This window comes from Kribbella sp. NPDC050124 (assembly GCF_044460355.1).
Lineage (GTDB): Bacteria > Actinomycetota > Actinomycetes > Propionibacteriales > Kribbellaceae > Kribbella.
On record NZ_JBITJU010000021.1, the window covers coordinates 54,621 to 74,931 of the forward strand.

Annotated in this window: 8 protein-coding genes; 5 read left to right on the plus strand and 3 right to left on the minus strand. The window is 70.8% G+C overall.

The features are described from left to right. Positions 1-344 precede the first annotated feature (344 nt). The gene (locus tag ACIBL3_RS35080; RefSeq protein ID WP_396358164.1) at positions 345-10,940 is read left to right on the plus strand and encodes an amino acid adenylation domain-containing protein; all 10,596 of its coding nucleotides are present in this window, start codon (positions 345-347) and stop codon (positions 10,938-10,940) included. Between the two features lie 73 nt (positions 10,941-11,013). On the opposite strand, the gene ACIBL3_RS35085 is transcribed toward ACIBL3_RS35080, so the two are convergent. Together ACIBL3_RS35085 and ACIBL3_RS35090 are read right to left on the minus strand one after the other, a co-directional pair. Next, positions 11,014-11,409: a hypothetical protein gene (locus ACIBL3_RS35085; protein WP_396358165.1), complete on the minus strand. Its 396-nt coding sequence runs from the start codon at positions 11,407-11,409 to the stop codon at positions 11,014-11,016. Between the two features lie 340 nt (positions 11,410-11,749). Continuing rightward, the gene (locus tag ACIBL3_RS35090; protein ID WP_396358166.1) at positions 11,750-12,679 is read right to left on the minus strand and encodes an ROK family protein; all 930 of its coding nucleotides are present in this window, start codon (positions 12,677-12,679) and stop codon (positions 11,750-11,752) included. Positions 12,680-12,972: 293 nt separating this feature from the next. Between ACIBL3_RS35090 and nagZ the strand changes: the two genes are divergently transcribed. Next, entirely contained in the window at positions 12,973-14,463 is a 1,491-nt protein-coding gene (nagZ, locus tag ACIBL3_RS35095; RefSeq protein ID WP_396358167.1) for a beta-N-acetylhexosaminidase, read from the plus strand. On the opposite strand, the gene ACIBL3_RS35100 is transcribed toward nagZ, so the two are convergent. Further along, entirely contained in the window at positions 14,444-15,658 is a 1,215-nt protein-coding gene (locus ACIBL3_RS35100) for an ROK family protein (RefSeq protein ID WP_396358168.1), read from the minus strand. The two genes, nagZ and ACIBL3_RS35100, sit on opposite strands and share 20 nt — an antisense overlap. Positions 15,659-15,916: 258 nt before the next feature. On the opposite strand from ACIBL3_RS35100, the gene ACIBL3_RS35105 reads away from it, so the two are divergent. The 3 genes from ACIBL3_RS35105 to ACIBL3_RS35115 all read left to right on the plus strand — a co-directional run bounded on the left by ACIBL3_RS35105 (position 15,917) and on the right by ACIBL3_RS35115 (position 20,299). Continuing rightward, entirely contained in the window at positions 15,917-17,449 is a 1,533-nt protein-coding gene (locus tag ACIBL3_RS35105) for a glycoside hydrolase family 13 protein (RefSeq protein ID WP_396358277.1), read from the plus strand. 194 nt (positions 17,450-17,643) lie between these two features. Then, positions 17,644-18,786 (plus strand): Nif3-like dinuclear metal center hexameric protein, encoded by a 1,143-nt coding sequence (locus ACIBL3_RS35110; RefSeq protein ID WP_396358169.1) that lies wholly within the window; start codon positions 17,644-17,646, stop codon positions 18,784-18,786. 25 nt (positions 18,787-18,811) lie between these two features. Then, a complete protein-coding gene (locus ACIBL3_RS35115; RefSeq protein WP_396358170.1) occupies positions 18,812-20,299 on the plus strand; it encodes a hypothetical protein in 1,488 nt (495 codons plus the stop codon). Positions 20,300-20,311: the final 12 nt, after the last annotated feature.

Sequence of the window (20,311 nt, forward strand, 5' to 3'; positions counted from 1 at the left end):
TGGCGCCGCTCGTTGTGATCGGCGGCGGCGAGCGCGGGGATTCTTAACCTTCGGCTGCTGGGATCGGACTCCTCCAGGGCGGGTCGTGGCTGGTAGGGTTCACGGCTGTCGGTCGGCGCGATGACACACCGGTTCCACCCGGTCACGGCATCGTTCCGGCAGGCGAAAACGGGGCTTCTGTCGGTGAGAGCGAGGCGGGTCTGCCCTGAGCCCGGCTCCGTCCAGTTGGGGAGGCGCGTGTCCGTGGGTCGCCAACTGGCTGGCGCCACCGTCCTGGTGACGATCCGGCCCGCGTTCCCGCGTGACGCCGTACCGGTCCTGCTCGCGGTGGTGGCATCGGCGTGGTGAGGAGCGGTGTGGACCGGCCGGCGATCAGCACCGGACCGGCCCTGATGATTCCGGCCGGGTACCCGCGCGATCTGCCGAGCGCGCTGCTGCGCGCCGCCCGCGACTTCAGCGCCGCCGGCGTGGTCGAGATCGGACCCGACGGCCGCGAGACCAAGCTCGACTTCCCGACCCTGCTCGAGCTGGCCGCGCGCATCCTGGCCGGCCTGCGGGCGAACGGCGTACGCGCGGGCGACCCGGCCGTCGTACACGTCACCGAGCCGGTCGGCTTCTTCGCCGCGTTCTGGGCCTGCACGCTGGGCGGCATCCGGCCGCTGCTGATGGCGCCGAGCGCCGGCGGCGACCGGACCGAGGAGGGCCGCGAGCGACTCCGCCAGGTCACCGACCTGCTCGGCTGGACCGTGCTGATCGGCCGCCCGTCCGACCTGCCGAACGACCTCGGCCTGCCCGTTCTCGACCCGGACGCGCTGGCCGGCCACGAGCCGACCTCGGAGTTCCACCGGCCGGCCGCCGACGACGTCGCCGTACTGATGATGTCGTCCGGGACCAGCACCGGTTCTCCGAAGATCGTGCAGCTGACGCACCGCGGACTGGTCGAGTTCGCCGCCGGTACGCCGGCCATGCTGCCGGTGCGGCCTGGTCAGACGACGCTCAACTGGCTGCCGCTCGACCGCAGTGGCGCATTCCTGCTGTACCACTTGCTGCCGATGTTCACCGGGTGCACGAACATCCACGTCAACACCGACTGGGTCCTCGCCAACCCGCTGCGCTGGCTCGACCTGATGGACCAGCACCGGGTCAACCACTCCTGGTCACCGAACTTCGGCTACCGGCTCGCGACACAGGCGATCGCCGGCGAGCCGGACCGGCACTGGGACCTGTCCGCGCTGCGCAGCCTGGTCAGCGGTGGCGAGCAGATCACCGTGCCGGTGACCAGCGAGTTCCTGCGGCTGACGAACCGATTCGGTGTGGTGCCGGAGACCTTCGTCGCGGCGTGGGGGATGACGGAGACCGTCACCGGGATCACGTTCGCGCGGCCGGGGCTGACGCCGAACGTGCATCGCGTCCGGATCCCACCGACCGGCGTCGTCGAGTGGGTCGACCAGCGGCCGTCGAGCGGGAAGGTTGCCGTCGCGCGGCCCGGCAAGACGCGGGCCGAGGCGCCGGGCGTGCTCAGCTTGGTGTCGGTTGGTGCACCTGCGCCGGGGACGACCGTACGGATCGTCGCTCCGAACGGCGCGGTGTTGCCGGAGGGCCGGATCGGGCAGTTGCAGGTCGCGTCCGCGCGGGTGACGCCCGGGTACCTGGGCAACCTGGAGGCGGACCGGCTCGCGTTCCCGATCGGCAACTGGCCGGCCCGTAAGTGGCTCGCGACCGGCGACCAGGGGTTCATCACCGGCGGGCAGGTCGTCATCACCGGCCGGGACAGCGAACGCATCATCATGTCCGGCAAGCTGTACTACGCCCACGACATCGAGACCGTCGCATCCTCTGTGGTGGGCGCCGAGCACGGCCTGATCGCGGCCTGCGGGGTGGCCGACCCGGAGAGCGGGACCGACCGGCTGGTCGTGTTCTACGCGCTGACGCCGGAGTCGATCCCGGGGATGGACCAGGCGATCCGCAGCCTGATCCAGGGCCGACTCGGCCTGGCCGCGGAGGTCGTCGGCGTCCCGCGACGCGACTTCCCGACCACGCCCGGCGGCAAGATCCTCCGCCCCCTCCTGCGCCAACGCTGGCTCGACGGCACCCTGGAAACCCCCGCCCACCCGTACGTCGAACCAGCCGGAGCCAACGCCCACTCAGGCCCCACCGGCGAAGGCCCTCACGCCACCACCGCCGACACCCTCATCTCCCTGGAGGAAGACCCCGCCGAACGCACCACCGAACTCCCGGTAGTCCGCCTGGCCTGGCAACGCACCCTCCAACAATCCATCCCCACCCCACCCCAACGCCCCACCCTAGGCGCCAACCGCCACCCCACCCCGGAACCCGACCCAGCTCCCACCGCGACCCCCGAGCCAGCTCCAGCCACCGCCCCCGACCCCGACCCCACCGCCGCAGACGAGTCAGCTCCGACCGCAGCCGAGTCGGCTCCAATCGCCGTACCAGAGTCAGCTCCGGCCACCGCAGCTGAGCCTGACCCCAGCCGCACCCCCCAGCCCGGGCATACGTCCGCGGCCTCCGAGGACAACTCCGCCCCGAGCCCGACGGCCGCCACCGACCTCGCACCCGACGCGGAGACGACCAGTCATCCCGAGGCGGACCGCGAAAGCGACGACGAGCCCGACGCGTACTTCGACAGCACCGCCTTCTCCCGCAAGCCCTCCACAGACCCCGAAGCCACCACAGAACTCCGCCGCATAGACGCCCCCATCCTCGGCGCCCACCCCACCACGGCCGCCGAGCCAACCACCACGGACGAGCTCGCCCCCGACGCCGGCCCCACCGCTGACGCTGAGACCCTCACCGAAGCCGGCCCCGCCCCTGACGCCGAGTCCGTCACCGAGGCCAGCCCTGCCCCCGACGCTCAGCCCATCCCCGGAGCCGTCGCCACCGCCGACGTCCAGCCCGACACCCAGCCGCACCCTGATCCCAGTCCTGAGGCCGCCTTCGGCCCCGAGGCGGTGTCAGTGGCGGCCGGTGCCGTCACACCTCCAACAACCACCGACGCACAACCCGCCAACGCCGAGCGCCCCGCTGCCCCTGACGCCAACACCGAGCCACCCACCGTCGAGCCGGGCGATGAGCCCACGGAGCAGGTAGCCGCCCAGTTGGCCGATCAGGCCGCCGCACAGTCGGGCGAGGCCGAGGTGCCTGGTGAGGCTGAGGCGAGTGCAGAGTCGGCCGTCGTCGAGGCGTCGGCTGAGCCGGAACCTGCTTCCGCGCCCGTCTCGGAGGACGCTCGCGGCACGGACGGCGAGGTCACCGCCGAAGACGAGCCGGTCGCGACCGGTCAGGATCCCGAGTCGAGCGATCAACCCGTGGAGCCGGTGGCACAAGCTGCCGAGGTCGAGTTGCCCGGGGACGCGGACCTCAGTGCCGAGCCTGGGGCCGACGCCAACCCAGCCGCTGTCCAGGCGACCGCCGAGCCGAGCGATCAGCCCGTGGAGCCGGTGGCACAAGCTGCCGAGGTCGAGTTGCCCGCGGACGCGGACCTCGGTGCCGAGCCTGGGGCCGACGCCAACCCAGCCGCTGTCCAGGCGACCGCTGAACCGAGCGATGAGTCCGCCGAGCGGGGCGCAGACGAGGGAGCCGAGGACGAGGCATCTGAAGGCGAGCCGTCTGCAGAGCCTGAGGCCAGTGCCGAGTTGGCCGCCGTCGAAGCACACGCAGAGTCGAAGGAGGTCTCCGAGCCCGACTCGGAGGCCGCCCGGGTTGGGGACGAAGGGGTCATTGCGGAGGCCGAATCGGAGACTGGGACCCAGCTCGGCAACATCGAGCCCGGCGACGGGTCTGCGGAAATCGAGTCGAGCGGCGGGCCTGCGGAGCAGGTTGGGCAGGCTGCCGAGACATCCGCCGATGCGGCTGCGGGGTCTGCGATTGAGTTGCCGGCCGACCTCAACGCTGAGGCGGGAGCGGTGCCGGTCGCCGTACGGGCGTTGGCCGAGGAGGGCGATGCGTCCGCCGAGCAGGTTGCTGCACAGGCGGTGGAGGACGAGGGGCTTGATGGGCCGGAGGTTGTCTCCTGGCCTGCGACGGCGGATGACCAGGCCGCGGACGTCGAGGTTGCCGCGGACGTCGAGTTGGTCGCTAGCGGGGAAGGCGGCGAGTCGGGTGACCAGGCAGCGGGGCCGGTAGCGCAAGCTGCCGAGAGCGAGTTGCCTGTCGAGGTGGACCCCGGCGCTGAGGCTGAGGCGGGAGCTGAGCCGGTCGCCGTACCGACGTCGCCTGAGCCGAGCGATGCGTCCGCCGAGCAGGTCGCAAACGAGGCAGCAGAGGACGAGGCTGCTGAAGGCGAGGCGTCACCAGAGCCAAAGACCAGCGCCGAGTCGGCCGCTGTCGAGGCGGCGGCTGTCGAGGCGCGTGCTGGGGCGGAGGACGTCTCTGGGCCCGGCTCGGAGGCTTCCGAGGCTGAGCACGAAGAGGTCGCCGCGGAGGACGAGGCGGGCGGTGAGCCTCGGGTCGGCACGGTCGAGCCACAGCCTGAGTCGAACGACGGGCCTGGGGAGCAGGTTGCCGGGGCTGCCGAGGTTGAGTCGTCTGGTGAGGCGGAGCTGAGCGCCGCGTCCGAAGGCAGCGCGGAGGGTGAGTCGGGCCCCGAACCCGAGTCAGGTGCGGAGCTCGAGGCTGGCAGCGTCGAGCAGCGGATCGAGTCCAGCGACGTGCCTGCGGCGCAGGTCGTGGAGGCTGCGCAAGCGGCTGGCGGCGCGGAGGTCGCGGGTGACGGCGCGGCGGAGGATGAGCCCGCGGTGGTTAGCGAGCTCGCCGTAGAAGGCGAGTCGGTTGTTGGCACGCCAGAGCGTGAGTCGGGCGATGGAACTGCGGAGCTGGTTGCCGAGGGCGACGAGGTCGGGGCGCCTGCTGAGCAGGACGCGGCTTCGGAGTCGGCGTTGGAGGATGCCGACGTCGTCGCGGAAGGTGAGCTGGGGCGCGAGGCGCAGGTAGGTGGGGAGTCCGGGGCCGCATCGGGTGAGGAGTCGGGCGCGCAGGAGACCGCGCTCGCGGGGTCTGGGGTAGTCGCCGAGGCCGAAGCCGGTGAGCTGGACGCTGCCGCGGAGGTTCAGCCTGCGGTGCCTTCTGGGGGGAAGGGGAAGGCGGCGGTTGTTGAGCCGGTTGCGGTGGTGGGGTTGGCTGGGAGGTTCCCGGGCGCTGAGGGGTTGGAGCAGTTCTGGGACAACCTGGTGGGTGGGGTCGAGAGTATTCGGCGGTTTTCGCCTGATGAGGTGAGTCAGGCGGGTGGGCATCCGGATGACGGGCTGGTGGCGGTCAGTGGGGCGCTGGACCAGGTGGAGTCGTTCGATGCGCGGTTCTTCGGGTTGGGGGATCGTGAAGCGGAGTTGATGGATCCGGCTCTGCGGTTGTTCCTCGAGGTGTGCTACCAGGCGCTGGAGCACGGTGGGTACGCCGGAACCTCCAGCCGCGTCGGCGTCTTCGCGGGTTCCGGCATGAACCTCTACGCCAAGCAGAACCAGTCCCGCGACTCCCTGGCCGCCCGCGTTGCCTACCGGCTCGGGCTCACCGGCCCGGCGATCGGGGTCCAGTCGGCCTGGTCGTCGTCGCTGGTCGCCGTACATCTGGCGTGTCAGGCCCTCAGGTCCGGTGACGCGGATCTCGCGCTCGCCGGCGCCGCCGCCGTACAGGTGCCGCAGGCAACGGGTTACCACCCGTCCCCGGAGTCGATCCTGTCCCCGAGCGGCCAGGTGCGCGCGTTCGACGCCACCGCAGACGGCACAGTCGGCGGCAACGGCGTCGCCGCGGTTCTCCTCAAGCGTCTCGACCAGGCGGTCGCCGACGGCGACACCGTGTACGCCGTCATCCGCGGTACGGCGGTCAGCAGTGAGGACGCCCCCGCCGGCAACCAGGTCGAGCTCATCGAGCGCGCGCTGGAGCGGGCCGGTTTCGCCGCCGACTCGCTGAGCTACATCGAGGCCAACGCGATCGGGAGTACGACGGCGGACTCGGCCGAGGTCAAGGCACTCACGACCGCGCTGCGCCGGCACACCGACAAGGTCGGGTTCTGCACGCTCGGCTCGGTGAAGCCGAACATCGGCCACCTGGACAGCGCCGCGGGCATGGCCGGCCTGATCAAGACCATCCTGATGCTGCAGCACCGGACGCTGGTCCCGACGATCAACTACAGGGAGCCGAATCCGCAGCTCGCCCTCGACGGCAGCCCGTTCGTGATCGGTACCGAGGCCCGCGACTGGGAGGCCGGTACGACGTTGCGCGCAGGCGTCAGCGCACTCGATGCCGGCGGCACCAATGCGCACGTGATCCTGGAGGAGGCGCCGCGGCAGATCCGCCGTGGCGACGACGGACCGGTTGTGCTGCCGCTGTCCGCACCGGACCTGGACGCGCTCGCCGACCTGGTCGAGCTGTACCGCACCGACCTCGGCCACGGCACCGGTCACCGCCTCATCGACCTCGCTGGTACGGCGGCACTCGGCCGCCCGGCGTACCGGCACCGCATCGCGGTCGCGGGCTCGTCAGAAGCCGAGCTGGTCGACGTACTCGCGACAGCTCAAGCAGCGGAGGTGCCGCGCGGCGGACCCGGGCCACTGGGCTACGCCTTCACCGGACAGGGTGCTGCACGTCGCGGCATGGCTGCTGGGCTTGCGGCGCGCTTCCCGGTGTTCCGGTCGGTGCTGGACGAGTGCGACCGCGTGTACGCCGAGGAGTTCGGCGGCAGCCTGCTAGACCTGTTGCTGACGCCGGCCGGTTCGTCTGAGGGCGTGTGGCCGACCGAGACCGCGCAGCCGGCTCTGTTCGCGTTCGAGCTGGCGTTGGCGAGGCTGTGGCAGTCGTTCGGCGTACAGCCCGCGCTCGTGGTCGGTCACAGCGTCGGCGAGTACGCCGCATTGTGCGTGGCCGGTGCGTTGTCACTGGCGGACGGCGTGCGGCTGACGGCCAAGCGTGGCGAGCTGATGCAGCGTGGCACGGCGCCTGGCGCGATGGTCGCCGTACGGGCGGATGCCGACCGGGTTCGCGAGCTGGCGCAGACGCCGGGTGTGGAGATTGCCGCAGGCAACGGTCCGCAGTCGTTCGTGTTGACCGGGTCCGAGGTGATCGTCGGGCAGTTGGCCGCGCAGCTGGACCAGTTGCAGGTCGCGTGGCAGCGGCTGGACGTCGACCGGGCGTTCCACAGCTCGCTGGTGGACCCGATCCTCAAGGACTTCGCGGCGATCGTCCGCGAGATCACGCTGAAGCCGTTGCGTACGCCGATGGTCTCGAGCTGGTCGGGTGAGCTGCTGGAGTCCGGGACTGTGCTGGACGGGGACTACCTGGTCGGGCAGTTGCGGCAGCCGGTGCTGTTCGGCGACGCGGTCGAGGCGGTCACGGCGGCCGGGTGCCGGCGATTCATCGAGCTCGGGCCGGACGCCGTACTGAGTCCGGCCGGTCGCCGGATCGCGCCGAACAGCACGTGGATCCCGGCGCAGCGGCTCGGGCAGGACCCGGTGCTGGCGACGATGAACGGGCTGGCCGAGCTGTACGAGCAGGGCACCGAGATCGCCTGGTCCAAGGTGTACGGCGACGGCGGCCGGGTGCCGTTGCCGACGTACCCGTTCCGGCGGGTGCATCACCCGATCGACACGTCTGCCGCTGTCGCGGAGAGCGCCGACGGTGCCGCCCGGTTGAGTCCGTTCGAGCGGGCGGCGCGGGCGCAGACGGTGGTCTTCGAGCCTGCCAGTGGCACGGGTCCTGCGGTGAAGAAGATCCCGCTGGACCCGCCGGTCGAGGCGATCGAGTCTGACCAGAACAAGGCCGAGGTCGAGGCAGCGGATCAGTCGGTGTTTGCGCTGCCGGCCGAGACGCATGCGGTGGATGCGGACTACTTGGCGCAGGCTGGTTCGTTGTCGGGTGACGAGGTGTCGGCCGAGGTCTATCGCGAATCGCTCGATGTGGTGCTGGATCTGACGTGCGAGGAACTTTCGCTGGATCCGTACGACCTCACGGTCGACCACACGTTCGCGGAGTTGGGCGCGAGTCCGGAGTCGATGGCGCCGGTGGTCGAGGCGATCAACGCGCGGTTCGAGGTCGGCCTGACGGCGGAGGAGTTGTTCAGCAGCTTCAGTACGCCGCACAAGCTGGCGACCGCGGTCGCGATCCAGGCGCCCAAGCCGGAGCCTGAGGTGTCCGAAGTGGTTGCCGAGGGCTACGAATCGGCTGAGATGCCTGCTGTGGTTGAGGTTGTGGACGAGGCGCCGGTCACTGATGCGCGGGCGGCGTTGGCGGTGCTGGGCACCGGGCTGGCGGAGCTGGCTGCGAAGGTTGACGAGGCCGCGGCTGCTACGAGTGAGGCTGAGCTGCCGGGGTCGGGGATGGCGGCGTTGATGTCTCAGCAGTTGCGCGTTGCCGGGCAGTTGGTCGATGGCGTGACCCAGCTGATGCGTGAGCAGCTGGCACTGCTCGAGCCCGCGCAGGAGTCCGCGAGAGCTGAGGCGCAGGAGCCCGACGAGTCAGCCGACGACGAGGACCCCGAGCCGGCCGCCGAACCACGCGACGAGGCAGAAGCCGACGAGCACGCTGGTGGCGGGGTTGGAGAGCAAGCCGAGGCAGTCAAGCCAGCTGAAGCGCGCGAGTCCGCCGGAGGCGGGGTGGGTGACCAGGCCGAGGCCGGTGGGCAGGGTGTGGTTGCGGAGCTTGCGGCGGTTGGTGGGCCGGCGGGGGTTGAGGTTTCGGAGGGGGAGCGGGAGGCTCGGCGGCGGGATCTGGCCTATTGGGATGTGGCGTTGGCCGGGGCTGAGCCGTTGGTGTTGCCCGGGGATCGGCCGGTAGGGGAGCAGGGGGTCGGCTCGGTCAAGTTGGAGTTGGCCGAGGAGCTCGGGGACGCGATCTTCGTGTTCAGCCGGGAGCGCAAGATCAGCCCGCTGATGGTGATGCTGGCCGCCGTCGGCACGGTGCTCGGCCGGTTCGCGGCCCAGGACGACGTGACGATCGGGACCGCCCCGCCCCGGCCGCAGGGCGACACCTCGACCACGGCGCAGCGACCGTTGCCGATTCGCATCGACCTGTCCGGCGAGCCAGATCTGGGCGTGCTGGCGCACCGGGTCCGCGACGTCACGACCGGCGCGTTCGACCACGCCGGCACCGATCTCGCCGTACTGGAACGCGACCCGCTGTTCCAGGTGCTGGTCGAGTTCGAGGACGGCGACACCGACCTGCCGAAGCACCTCGACCTGCGGCTGCGGTTGACGCACCACGAGTCGAGGATCACCTGTACGGCGGACTACCGCACCGGCCTGTTCGAGCAGAGCACCGTCGACCGCCTGGTCGCGTACCTGGAAGCCGTACTGCGCCGCGCGACCACGCAACCGAACCTCCGCCTGCCCGACCTGATGCTGCCGATCGACTCCGACCTGCAGAAGCTGCACGAGCTGGAAGGCGACCTCGACCCGGCCGGTCCGATCGGCCGAGTACGGCGGAACGCGGTGGTCGCCGGTGAACTCAGCGGACTGCACACCCTCTTCGAGCAGCAAGTCGCCCGGACCCCGGATGCGATCGCCTTGATCCAGGGCGATCGCGAGCTCACGTACGCCGAACTGGACCGCCGATCCAACGCGGTCGCGTGGCAGTTGGCCGACCTCGGCGTGAAGCCTGGGCAGCTGGTCGCCGTACGGGTTGCCCGAGGCACCGAACTCGTGGTCGCGGTGCTCGCCGTCCTCAAGTCCGGTGCGGCCTACCTGCCGCTGGACCCCGGCGTACCCGAGTCGCGGTGGGCGTTCATGGTCGACGACGCGTCGGCGGTTGCGCTGGTCGGTGACGACGCGGCGCTGGCGGACCGGCTGGGGCTGCGGCTGGTTCCGGTCGCGGCGGTGGACGGCGACCCGCGGTCGCAGCAGCCGCCGCCGGTCCGGTCGGCTGCCGATGACGTTGCCTACTGCATCTACACGTCGGGCTCGAACGGCAACCCGAAGGGTGTGCTGGTTCCGCACCGCGGCCCCGTCAACCTGATCCGGCACTACTTGGCGACCAGGAGCTCGCTGCGGACGTTGCAGTGGACGTCGTTCGGCTTCGACGTCCACGTGCAGGAGATGTTCACTTCGCTGGCCTCTGGTGCTCCGCTGGTGCTGATCGGTGAGGACGACCGGTACGACCCGGACGCGGTGATCGCGGCGCTGCGGGACCACCAGGTCGAGCGGCTGTTCATGGCGTTCAGCCCGTTGACGGCACTGCTCGCGACGATGCGCCGCCTGCCGGAGCTGCCCGCGCTACGTGAGATCGTCGCCGGCGGCGAGGCGATGGTCCTGACGCACAAGGTGCGGGACTTCCTCGACGCGCACCCGGACTGCCGGCTGTTCAACGAGTACGGCCCGGTCGAGGCATCGATCGTGACCACGGTGCACGAGGTCGACCCGGCCGAGGACCGGCCGTCGATCGGGCGTCCGGTCGAGGGCGTCGTCGTACGCCTGCTGGACCAGGCGTTGCGGCCGGTGCCGGTCGGCGCGGTCGGCGAGATCCACCTCGGCGGCGCGGCCGTTGCCCAGGGCTACATCGGGCGGCCGGACGAGACCGAGCGGGCGTTCGTGCCGGATCCGGGGCACCCGGGCGGGCGACTGTACCGCAGCCGGGACCTCGGTCGCTGGCGGGCGGACGGCACGCTGGAGTACCTCGGCCGCGCGGACGACCAGGTGAAGATCCGCGGCCACCGGGTCGAGCCGGGGGAGACCGAGCACGTGCTCGCGGACCAGCCCGGCGTGATCGACGCGGTCGTGGTCGCGTGCGCGGATCCGGCCGGTGACACCTGCCTGCTCGGGTACGTCGTCCTGGCCGACAGCGATCCCGCGGTTCTGGCCCGGTTGATGCTCGACCTGGGCAAGGAGCTGCCGATCTACCTGGTCCCGGCCGACCTGATCCCGATCGAGGAGCTCCCGCTCGACGACAACGGCCGCCTGGACCGCTCCCGCCTCCCCGAACCCGAGTGGCTCAAGGGGTAGCCGGAAAGCTTGTTCTGCACCGTGGACGGGGGTTGGGCCGGTGGCAGCCCTCCCTGCAACCACCGCCGACCGTTCACGGTGCAGAACCCGCGACGATCCTCATCCCTCCCGAGGATCGATCGCACTCCCTGGTGGCTCGAAGCCACGTGCTCTGCCGCGGAACAGCGATGAGGCGCTGATCACGCAGACGAGCAGGGAGTAGATCGCGAGCGCGAATCCGTAGCGCGTACAGGTCGTCGATCCGCCCACCGGAACCCGAGCCGGAGCCCAGGGGCGAGCCCGGGCGCAGACCCGTACCGGGTTCCGGTGAGCAGACCGCGGCCGCGCCGGCGACGGTCGCGGCGGGATCCGAGCCGGCGAGGGCTCGTCCGCGCAGGCAACCGTGCAGGGCGGCGACGCCGCAAGCTGCGGCGACGTTCAGCAGTAGCAGGAGGAACGCGGCGAAGAGGAGGACTAGCGCGACGTCCATCAGGACTTGTCCCTTGGGTCGAGCGTTGCCTCGGACAACGCTGGCGGACGTTGCTACCTCACCTGATCACCTACTACGCGATGGCGGCGGAGAGTCTCCTCTCCGCCGCACTCGCGTTCTGGCCGGTCCACCCCCCTGACCGGCCGTTCGGTCGGTCCGAGCCCCCTCGACCGACCCTGGATGACGTGCCCCCACCCCATCCACCCGTTGCATCGGAGACGGCGGCGCGGTCGTTACACACTTCCGGGCAACTTCGTAAAAATTGCGCAAAGCTGCTCGTGACGCCCGTTTGCGGACGCCTTAGGTGTGTGCTAAGGCTCCCCAGCGCTAGAAAACGGCCTCAGCGAAGGGCGGACCAGGCCAGGTGGGCGGCCCCGAGGAGGCCGGCGTTGTCCAGCTGGGCGGGCTCGACGCTGAGATCGGTGACGAAGGGCAGCTGGGCGAGCCGCTTGACCCAGGCCTGGACCGGGTCGAACAGGACCGAGCCGGCCTTGGAGACGCCGCCGCCGATGACGACGGTGGTGAGGTCGACGGTGACCGCGGTCGCGACGATGCCGGCGGCGAGCGCCTGCGCGCCGTCGTCGAAGGCTGCCAGCGCGAGCTCGTCCCCGGCGGCAGCGTCGGCAGCCAGTACGGCGGCGTCCACGTCCTCATCGGCTCGCCAGCCCCGGCGCTTGGCCCGGGCGACCATCCGCGGCCCGCTCGCGTACGCCTCGACGCACCCGAACGACCCGCACGCACACGCCTCGCCGTCCAGGTCGACCACCACGTGACCGATGTGCGCGGCGTTGCCCGACTGCCCGATCATCGGCTTCCCGTCGACCACCAGGCCGCCGCCGACGCCGGTCGACACCACGATGCCGAGCAGCGTCTCGGCCTCCCGCCCGGCACCGGTCCAGAACTCACCGAGCGCGAAGCAGTGCCCGTCGACCCCGAGCGTTACCGGTACGTCGCCGACCAGTTCGCGCACCCGGTCGACCAGGGGGAAGTTCCGCCAGCCGGTGATGTTCACCGGCGACACCAGCCCGTGCTGCTGGTCCAGCGGTCCGGCCGAACCGATGCCGACCGCCAGCGGCTCGGCATCGCCGCGGACGCGGTCGAGCAGCTCGGCCAGCGCGGCGAACACCTGGTCGGCGTCGCCGGGCGGGGTCAGGATCCGGTCTCCGGTCAGGATCCGGCCGTCCGCAGACACGAGAGCGGCGGCCATCTTCGTGCCGCCGATGTCGATCCCGAGAACCGTGTCCTGCGTGGTCACCGCAACGTCACTCATCGTCCCCCCGGGTCAGTGGCGGTTGTCTGCTGGGCTTGCGGTCACGGTGGCGGGCTCCGTCGACAGCGGTCAGGTCGAGAGACAACGTTATCTGTAGTCGGGCCGGACAGCGAGGGGTAAGTCGCACAAATCCGTCCGGAAACCGTCCTTGCACGCTCAAAATCGGTCTGACAATCAGCTGACAACGATCGCCCTGATCTGGTCACACGGCGCTAATTATTAGCTGTCCGTGACGGCGCACCCACAGCGGTTTCGGGTAGCGCCTGCCCCCACCGGGGCGAGAGGGTGTCTGGATGAGCGCTCACCTGGAACGTGATGCCGCCGGCGCGCTGGTCGTCGGCTTCGACGGGACCACCGCCTCCGACGACCTGCGGCGCGCGGTCGCGGCCGGGCTCGGCGCGGTCATCCTGTCGACCCGCAACGTCTCCGACGCCGAGCAGGTCCAGGCCCTGACCGCGGCGCTGCGATCGGAGCGGCCGGACCTGGTCGTCTCGATCGACCACGAGGGCGGCGAGTTCAGCCATCTCGCCCCGGCGAACCCGTGGCCGCTGGCCTCGCCGCGGATCCTCGGCGACCTCGACGACGTCGACCTGACCCGCGCCTCGGCCCGCGACGCCGCCGCCACGCTGGCGAGTCTCGGCATCGACCTGATGCTCGCGCCCTCGGTCGACGTGAACAGCAATCCGGCGAACCCGATCATCTCCACCCGCTCGTTCGGCACCACCGCCGACGTGGTCTCGCGGCACGGGGTCGCGTTCGTCGAGGGTGTGCACGAGGCCGGGATCGCCGCCTGCCCGAAGCACTTCCCGGGCCACGGCGACGTCACCGTGGACTCGCATCTCGACCTGCCCCGGGTCGACCGCTCGATCGCCGAGGTGACCGACGTCGAGCTCGCGCCGTTCAAGGCCACCATCGCGGCCGGCGCCGACGTGATCATGAGCGCGCACATCGTCTTCTCGGCGTACGACGACCAGCCGGCCACCCTCTCGCACCGGATCCTCACCGGGCTGCTCCGTGAGGAGCTCGGCTTCACCGGCGTGATCACCACCGACGCGCTCGAGATGCAGGCGATCACCAAGACCCAGTCGATCGAGGACGCGACGGTCGCGTCCGTCCGGGCCGGCGCCGACCTCGCCATGGTCGCGCTCGCCGCTGCCGATCCGCGGACGCTCGCCAAGAGCCTGGTCGATGCGGTCGGCGCGGGCACCCTTGACGCCGAGCGGCTCGCCGATGCGGCCGGCCGGGTCCGCGCGCTCGCCGAGAAGTTGCGGACTCGTCCGCGTCAGCCCGGCCTCGACGGCGCCCCGGTCCGCGAGGTCGCCACTCGGGTCGTCGCCAGCCAGACCCTGCCCGCGCTCGGATCCCAGCCGTACGTCGTCGACCTGACACAAGGCCTGCACCCGGCCTGGAACCCCTACTTCAGTGGGCTTCCGGAGGTCTTCAGCCGGATCGCACCCGGCTCGGACGGCGTGGTACTGCGCGGAGAGCACCGCGTCCTCGACGGCGCCAACTCAGAGTCCGAAGGGGCCATCGAGCGCGCCGCGGCGGCAGCGGCCGGCCGGCCATTGGTGATCGCGGTGCAGGACGCCGTACGCACGCCGTGGATGCGCGAGGCGCTGGCCAAGTTGCTTCAGGGCCGCGGCGAGAACACCGTCGTCCTGTGCACCGGTATCCCCGAGGATCGCGAGCTCGTCCCCGAAGGGATCGCGGTCGGTACGACGTCCGGCCGCAACGTCATCGTGCTCGAGGCGATGGCCAGGGCGCTCACCCGGGACGGCAGCTGAGACTCAGGTCGAGCGCGTTCTGCTCCACGTAGTTGAGGGCGTGCCGGACAGCGCCGACTGACACGATCGCGTCGCCGAGTGACGAGACGGCGACGCGTGGCGGCGTACTGGTGAAGCCGGCCAGTTGCTGCTCGATGTCGGGCAGCAGCGACTTGGCCGCTTCGGCGACCGCTCCGCCGATCACGACGAGCTCGGGGTTGAACAGGATGGCGAGCGTGGCGACCACCCGGGCGGTCCGGGCGGAGATCCGCTGCAGGATGTCCAGGGCGACCTGGTCACCGGCGTCCGCGGCGGTGAAGACCAGCTCCGCGGTCACCGGCCGGTCGCCGGCCAGGGCTCGCAGCGCCGTCTTCACGGCCGGGTCGGCGACCGCCGCGGCGCCGTCCTCGCGGGCGATCCGCGCGATGCCGTGGGTGTCCCCGACGCCCTCGACGAGCTTGAGGTAAACCATCTCGCCGGCCCCGCCGCGGCTGCCGTGCAGCAGTCGGCCGGAGTCCATCAGGCCGGAGCCGAACCGCTCACTGGCCAGCAGTACGGCGAGGTCGTCGACGTTGCGGCCTTCGCCACGCCAGTGCTCGCCGAGCGTTGCCAGGTTGGCGTCGTTCTCCAGCAGGACCGGCCAGCCGTGCAACTCGGTCAGCCGGCGGCCGAGCCCTGCGTCGAAGCGCCGCCAGAACTCGTCGTCGGCCAGGAGGTTGCCGCCCCGGTCGACCGGCGCGGCGACACCGGCGCCGGCCGCCAGCACTTGCGCGTCCGGCACCTCTGCGGTCTCGAGCGCCTCGACGACCGTCTCGTGCACGATCTCGGTCCGCTCGGCCGCGGTCGAGTCGCCGGCGACCGCGTGCACAGCCTTGGCCATCGTCTCGCCACGCAGGTCCGAGACCAGCACGGTGGTCTTGCCCGCGCCGATGTCGATCCCGACCACGTAGCCGGCCCGGCTGTTGAACTCGAACCGGCGCGACGGCCGCCCGACCGCGCTGTCGTCCCGGCCGGGGTCGTGCTCGACCACCCAGCCCATCGAGATCAGGTCGTTGCAGACCGCGTGCACGGTGGCCCGGGTCAGGCCGGTCGCCTCGATCAGGCCGGTTCCCGTCATCACCCCGGCCCGGGACAGCACGCCGAGTAGCTTCCCGGCGTTGACCCGGCGCAGCATCGGCGGCGTCGCGGTCGGCGGAGTGGCCGATGGCTTCGCCATGAAACCCCCTTGACCTGTCGTGGACTGAAGCGCAGAATACTGCAGAATCTAAATTTAGAGTATATATAAATCAGCAGGAAACATCCCCGCAACCGCCTGGACATCCGCAACCGCCTGGACATCCTGGACCCCGCGCCTTCCGACCCAAGTGAGGCTCTCTTGACCAGCACGCAGCCGCCGACCGACCGAGACTGGTGGCGCCAAGCCGTCGTCTACCAGATCTACCCGCGCAGCTTCGCCGACTCCAACGGCGACGGCATGGGTGACCTGCAGGGCATCATCAGCCGTGTTCCGTACCTCACGTCCCTGGGTATCGACGCGGTCTGGCTGAGCCCGTTCTACCCGTCTGCCCTGGCCGACGGTGGGTACGACGTCGACGACTACCGCAACGTGGACCCGCGGCTCGGCACCCTCGACGACTTCGACGTACTCGTCGGCGCACTGCACGACGCGGGCATCAAGCTGATCGTGGACATCGTCCCGAACCACACCTCCAACCGGCACGAGTGGTTCGCCGAGGCGCTGGCCGCCGACAAGGGCGCGCCGGCCCGGGACCGGTACATCTTCCGCGAGGGCGAGGGCAACGAGCCGCCGTCGGACTGGGACTCGGTGTTCGGCGGGTCCGCCTGGGCGCAGGTCGAGGACGGGCAGTGGTACCTGCACCTGTTCGCGGCCGAGCAGCCGGACCTGAACTGGGAGCACCCGGAGGTTCGCGCCGACTTCCTGCAGACACTCCGGTTCTGGTCGGACCGCGGGGTCGACGGCTTCCGCGTCGACGTCGCGCACGCCCTGGTGAAGAACCTGAGCGAACCGTTCCCCTCGAAGACCACGCTGCCGCGGCAGTCGGAGTCCAACGGAGCGCACCCGCTCTGGGACCAGGACGGTGTGCATGAGATCTACCGCGAGTGGCGCACGGTGCTGAACGAGTACGACCCGCCCCGGTCGGCGGTGGCCGAGGCGTTCGTGCCGGCCGCGCGCCGGGCCCGGTACGCGAGTGCCGACGGGCTCGGGCAGGCGTTCAACTTCGACCTGCTGCAGGCCGACTTCGAGTACGCGAAGTTCCGGCAGGTGATCGAGGACAACCTCGCGCTGGCCGAGCAGAACGGCTCGTCCTCGACCTGGGTGTTCTCCAACCACGACGTGGTCCGGCACGCGACCCGGTACGGGCTGCCCAAGGACCCGTCCGGCAGCTGGCAGGACGGCAAGGCGTGGCTGCTCAGCAACGGGACCGAGCCGACGGTCGACGTGGAGCTCGGCCTGCGGCGGGCCCGTGCGGCGACGCTGCTGATGCTGGCGCTGCCGGGCTCGGCGTACCTGTACCAGGGTGAGGAGCTGGGGCTGCAGGAGGTCGGCGAGCTGCCGGCCGCGAACCTGCAGGACCCCGCGTACTTCCGGTCCAAGGGGGCGGAGAAGGGCCGCGACGGCTGCCGGGTGCCGATCCCGTGGACGGTCGGCGGACTGTCGTTCGGCTTCGGCTCGGGTGGTTCGCACCTGGTCCAGCCGAAGTGGTTCGGCGGCTACTCGGTCGAGGCGCAGGAGGGTGACCCGGAGTCGACGCTCAGCCTGTACCGGAAGGCTCTCGCTGTACGGCGTGGGCTGCAGACGGGCAACTCGCTGACCTGGGTCGAGGGCGGCGACGACGTCCTGCACTTCATCCGGCCCGGCGGCTGGCAATCCATCACCAACTTCGGCGCCGCACCGATCGAGCTGCCCGAGGCCGCTGTGGTCCTGTCCAGCGGCCCGCTCGAGGGCGACAAGCTGCCGAGTGCCACCACGGCCTGGCTGATCTGAGCCCGTGCCGGTCATCCCGGTCGTCCCCCTGGCGGCTGTGGCTTGGCCGGGACGAACCGCCGGAACGAGTGCGGTGGCGGCGGCGGGGCGGTCGCCCCACCGAGCCGGCACCGGCGGGTGTGGTTGTGGCGGGGGCGCCGGGCGGTTGCCCCCGTCACAATCCCTGATGCCCTCGCGGTGGAAGGATGGGCCTCGTGACTCCGAGGCTTGCTGACGTGATCGCCGTACTCGACCGGCTCTACAACCCGGCGTGGGCGGAGAGCTGGGACGCGGTCGGGCTGGTGACCGGGGATCCGGACCAGCCGGTACGGCGGATCCTGTTCGCCGTCGACCCGATGCGTGCCGTCGTGGACGAGGCGATCGCCGGTGACTTCGACCTACTCGTCACGCATCACCCGCTGCTGCTGCGCGGGGTCAACAGCGTTGCCGCGACGACGCCAAAGGGTCGCGTAATCCACGACCTCATCAAGAGCAACACCGCCCTGCACGTCTGCCACACCAATGCCGACAACGCGAACCCGGGTGTCAGCGATGCGCTGGCCGCGGCGCTCGGTCTGCAGGACACCCGCCCGCTCAAGGCGATGCAGGCGGAGCCGACCGACAAGCTGGTTGTGTTCGTCCCGGTCGAGGAGACGCAGGGCATGCTCGACGCGCTGTCCAAGGCAGGCGCCGGCCGTATCGGAGACTACGACCGCGCTGCTTGGAGCGGGACCGGCGAGGGCACCTTCCGGCCGCTCGCAGGCGCGAACCCGACGATCGGGCAGGTCGGCGACATCGAGGTGGTCGCGGAGAACCGGCTGGAGATGCTCGTCCCGCGCCGGAACCGGCGTGCCGTGGTCGAGGCCTTGAAGGCAGCCCATTCCTACGAGGAGCCGGCCTTCGACATCTACGAGCTGGCCGCTCTGCCGAGTGAGCGCGGCGGTGGACGGGTCGGCGTACTCCGCGAGCCCATGCCGCTGCGGGACTTCGCCCGGCTGGTCGCTGACAACCTTCCGCGGACGGAGCACGGCGTACGAGTGTCGGGCGATCCCGACCGGATCATCGAGACTGTCGCGGTGGTCGGGGGAGCGGGCGACTCGGAGTTCGACCGGGTCCGCGCCGCCGGTGTGGACGCCTACGTGACCGCGGACCTCCGGCACCACCCGGCGACTGAGGCTCGGGCGTACGACGTGGGGCCCGCGCTAGTCGATGTCGCGCACTGGGCGAGCGAATGGCCGTGGCTGCGGGACGCCGACCGGCTGCTGCGCGAGCAACTGGAGGGTGACGTCGACACGCACATCTCCACCATCTGCACCGACGCATGGACGCTCCGCGTCGGCCAGGACCCGCAGGCCTGAGCTTCGGCGTCTCTAGGCTGAGCCGGTGATTTCCCGGCTCGGCCTGCTCTCGCTCCTACTCGTCGCACTGATCGGTTGTGACTCGCTCGCTGAGTCGGGACGCTCTGCCAGTCCGGCACCGCTGCCGTCGCCACTGCCGAAAGCTGTACATCCGCCCGCGGCCAAGCCGACCGATCGCGACCAGGCGCGCGTGATCGCCGGCCTGACGCAGGTCGATGCCTGTGCCTTGCTGGACCCAGCCAAGGCGAAGGCCCCCGGCTTCACGGTCCGCGACCGGATTCGCCGTACGGATCCTCACGAGTGCCGGATCGAGCACGGCAGCGCCTGGGTCCGGGCCGAGCTCGGCCTCGCCGATCCGTTCCGGTACGACAGCGCGGTGCGCACGCTCGCCGGTGCCAAGGCGTACGTGAAGCGGGACCAGGACTCGTGCCAGGTAACGCTGCCGGTCTCCTTCGAGCGGTCGGTCAGCTTCTACGGACACTGGCCGGACAAGGCCGCCCCGCTCGACTGCCGCACGGTCGAGGCGTTTGCGACTGCCGCCGTACCGGTGCTGAGCCGGCCGAGCCCGGCCGAGGCGCCGCTCGCGGGGTGGAGCGGGTGCGTGGCGCTGGAGAAGCTGGTTGGGCGCGCCGGCGGCCGCTTCAAGGTGGGCAGCTATCCGACGCACACCATGGATGGGTGCACGTCCTCGGCGAACGGGCAGAGGGGCACCGAGGTCAGCCTCGGCTACGGGCCGGACCTGGTGCTCTCCGAGTTCCCCAAGACCGTTCGCCTCGGCGGACGGACGGCAGGTTTCACGTACGGCGACGGGCAGTGCTGGCTGACCTGGAACCAAGGCCCGTCCGCGCAGCCGGATCCGCGCGAGCAGTGGGTGCAGATCGTGCTGCGATCGCCGAACTGCGGGACCAGCAGACGGCTCGCGGTGAAGCTGATCGCGATGCTCGACGGTCCGGTTCCGAGCGGAGCCAAGCCGCAGGCACCGCTGCTGATGAAGCCGACCGACCACGACTCGAAGCAGCCAGGGGCCTGTATCGATCTGGAGGTCACCAAGGAGTTCCCGGTGTGCGAGCGGTACGTGGCGGTGCAGCAGCCGAAGGGTGCGGTCGAGGTGTACCGGCAGGGGAGCCAGGACGGCAACGTCGTGTGCTCGATTAGTCAGGACGCCGTACGGCGGGTGCTCGGCAACGGGCTCCGGCCAGTCGTCGAGGGTTCCGCCTGCGTGTACGTCGAACCGAGTCATGCGCTCGAGGTCAGGGTCGGGGTGACCGATCGGAGGGTTGGTGCCGGAATCGCGCCGCGCAAGGTCGAGCTGGCCGGGCGCCAGGCTTTGGTCTCGACGCGGCAGTCGGACGACGACAGCAAAGAGGTCTATCTGCGGGTCGAGGACAGTACTGGTGTGGTGCTGACCGTCCAATTCACCTTCAAGCGACCGCGCGGGGGTGGCGACCTGGACACCGGGCGTGAGGCCCAGCTCGAGCCGGTGGGCCGGCAGATCCTCGAACAGTCCTTCTGACCACCATCCCGG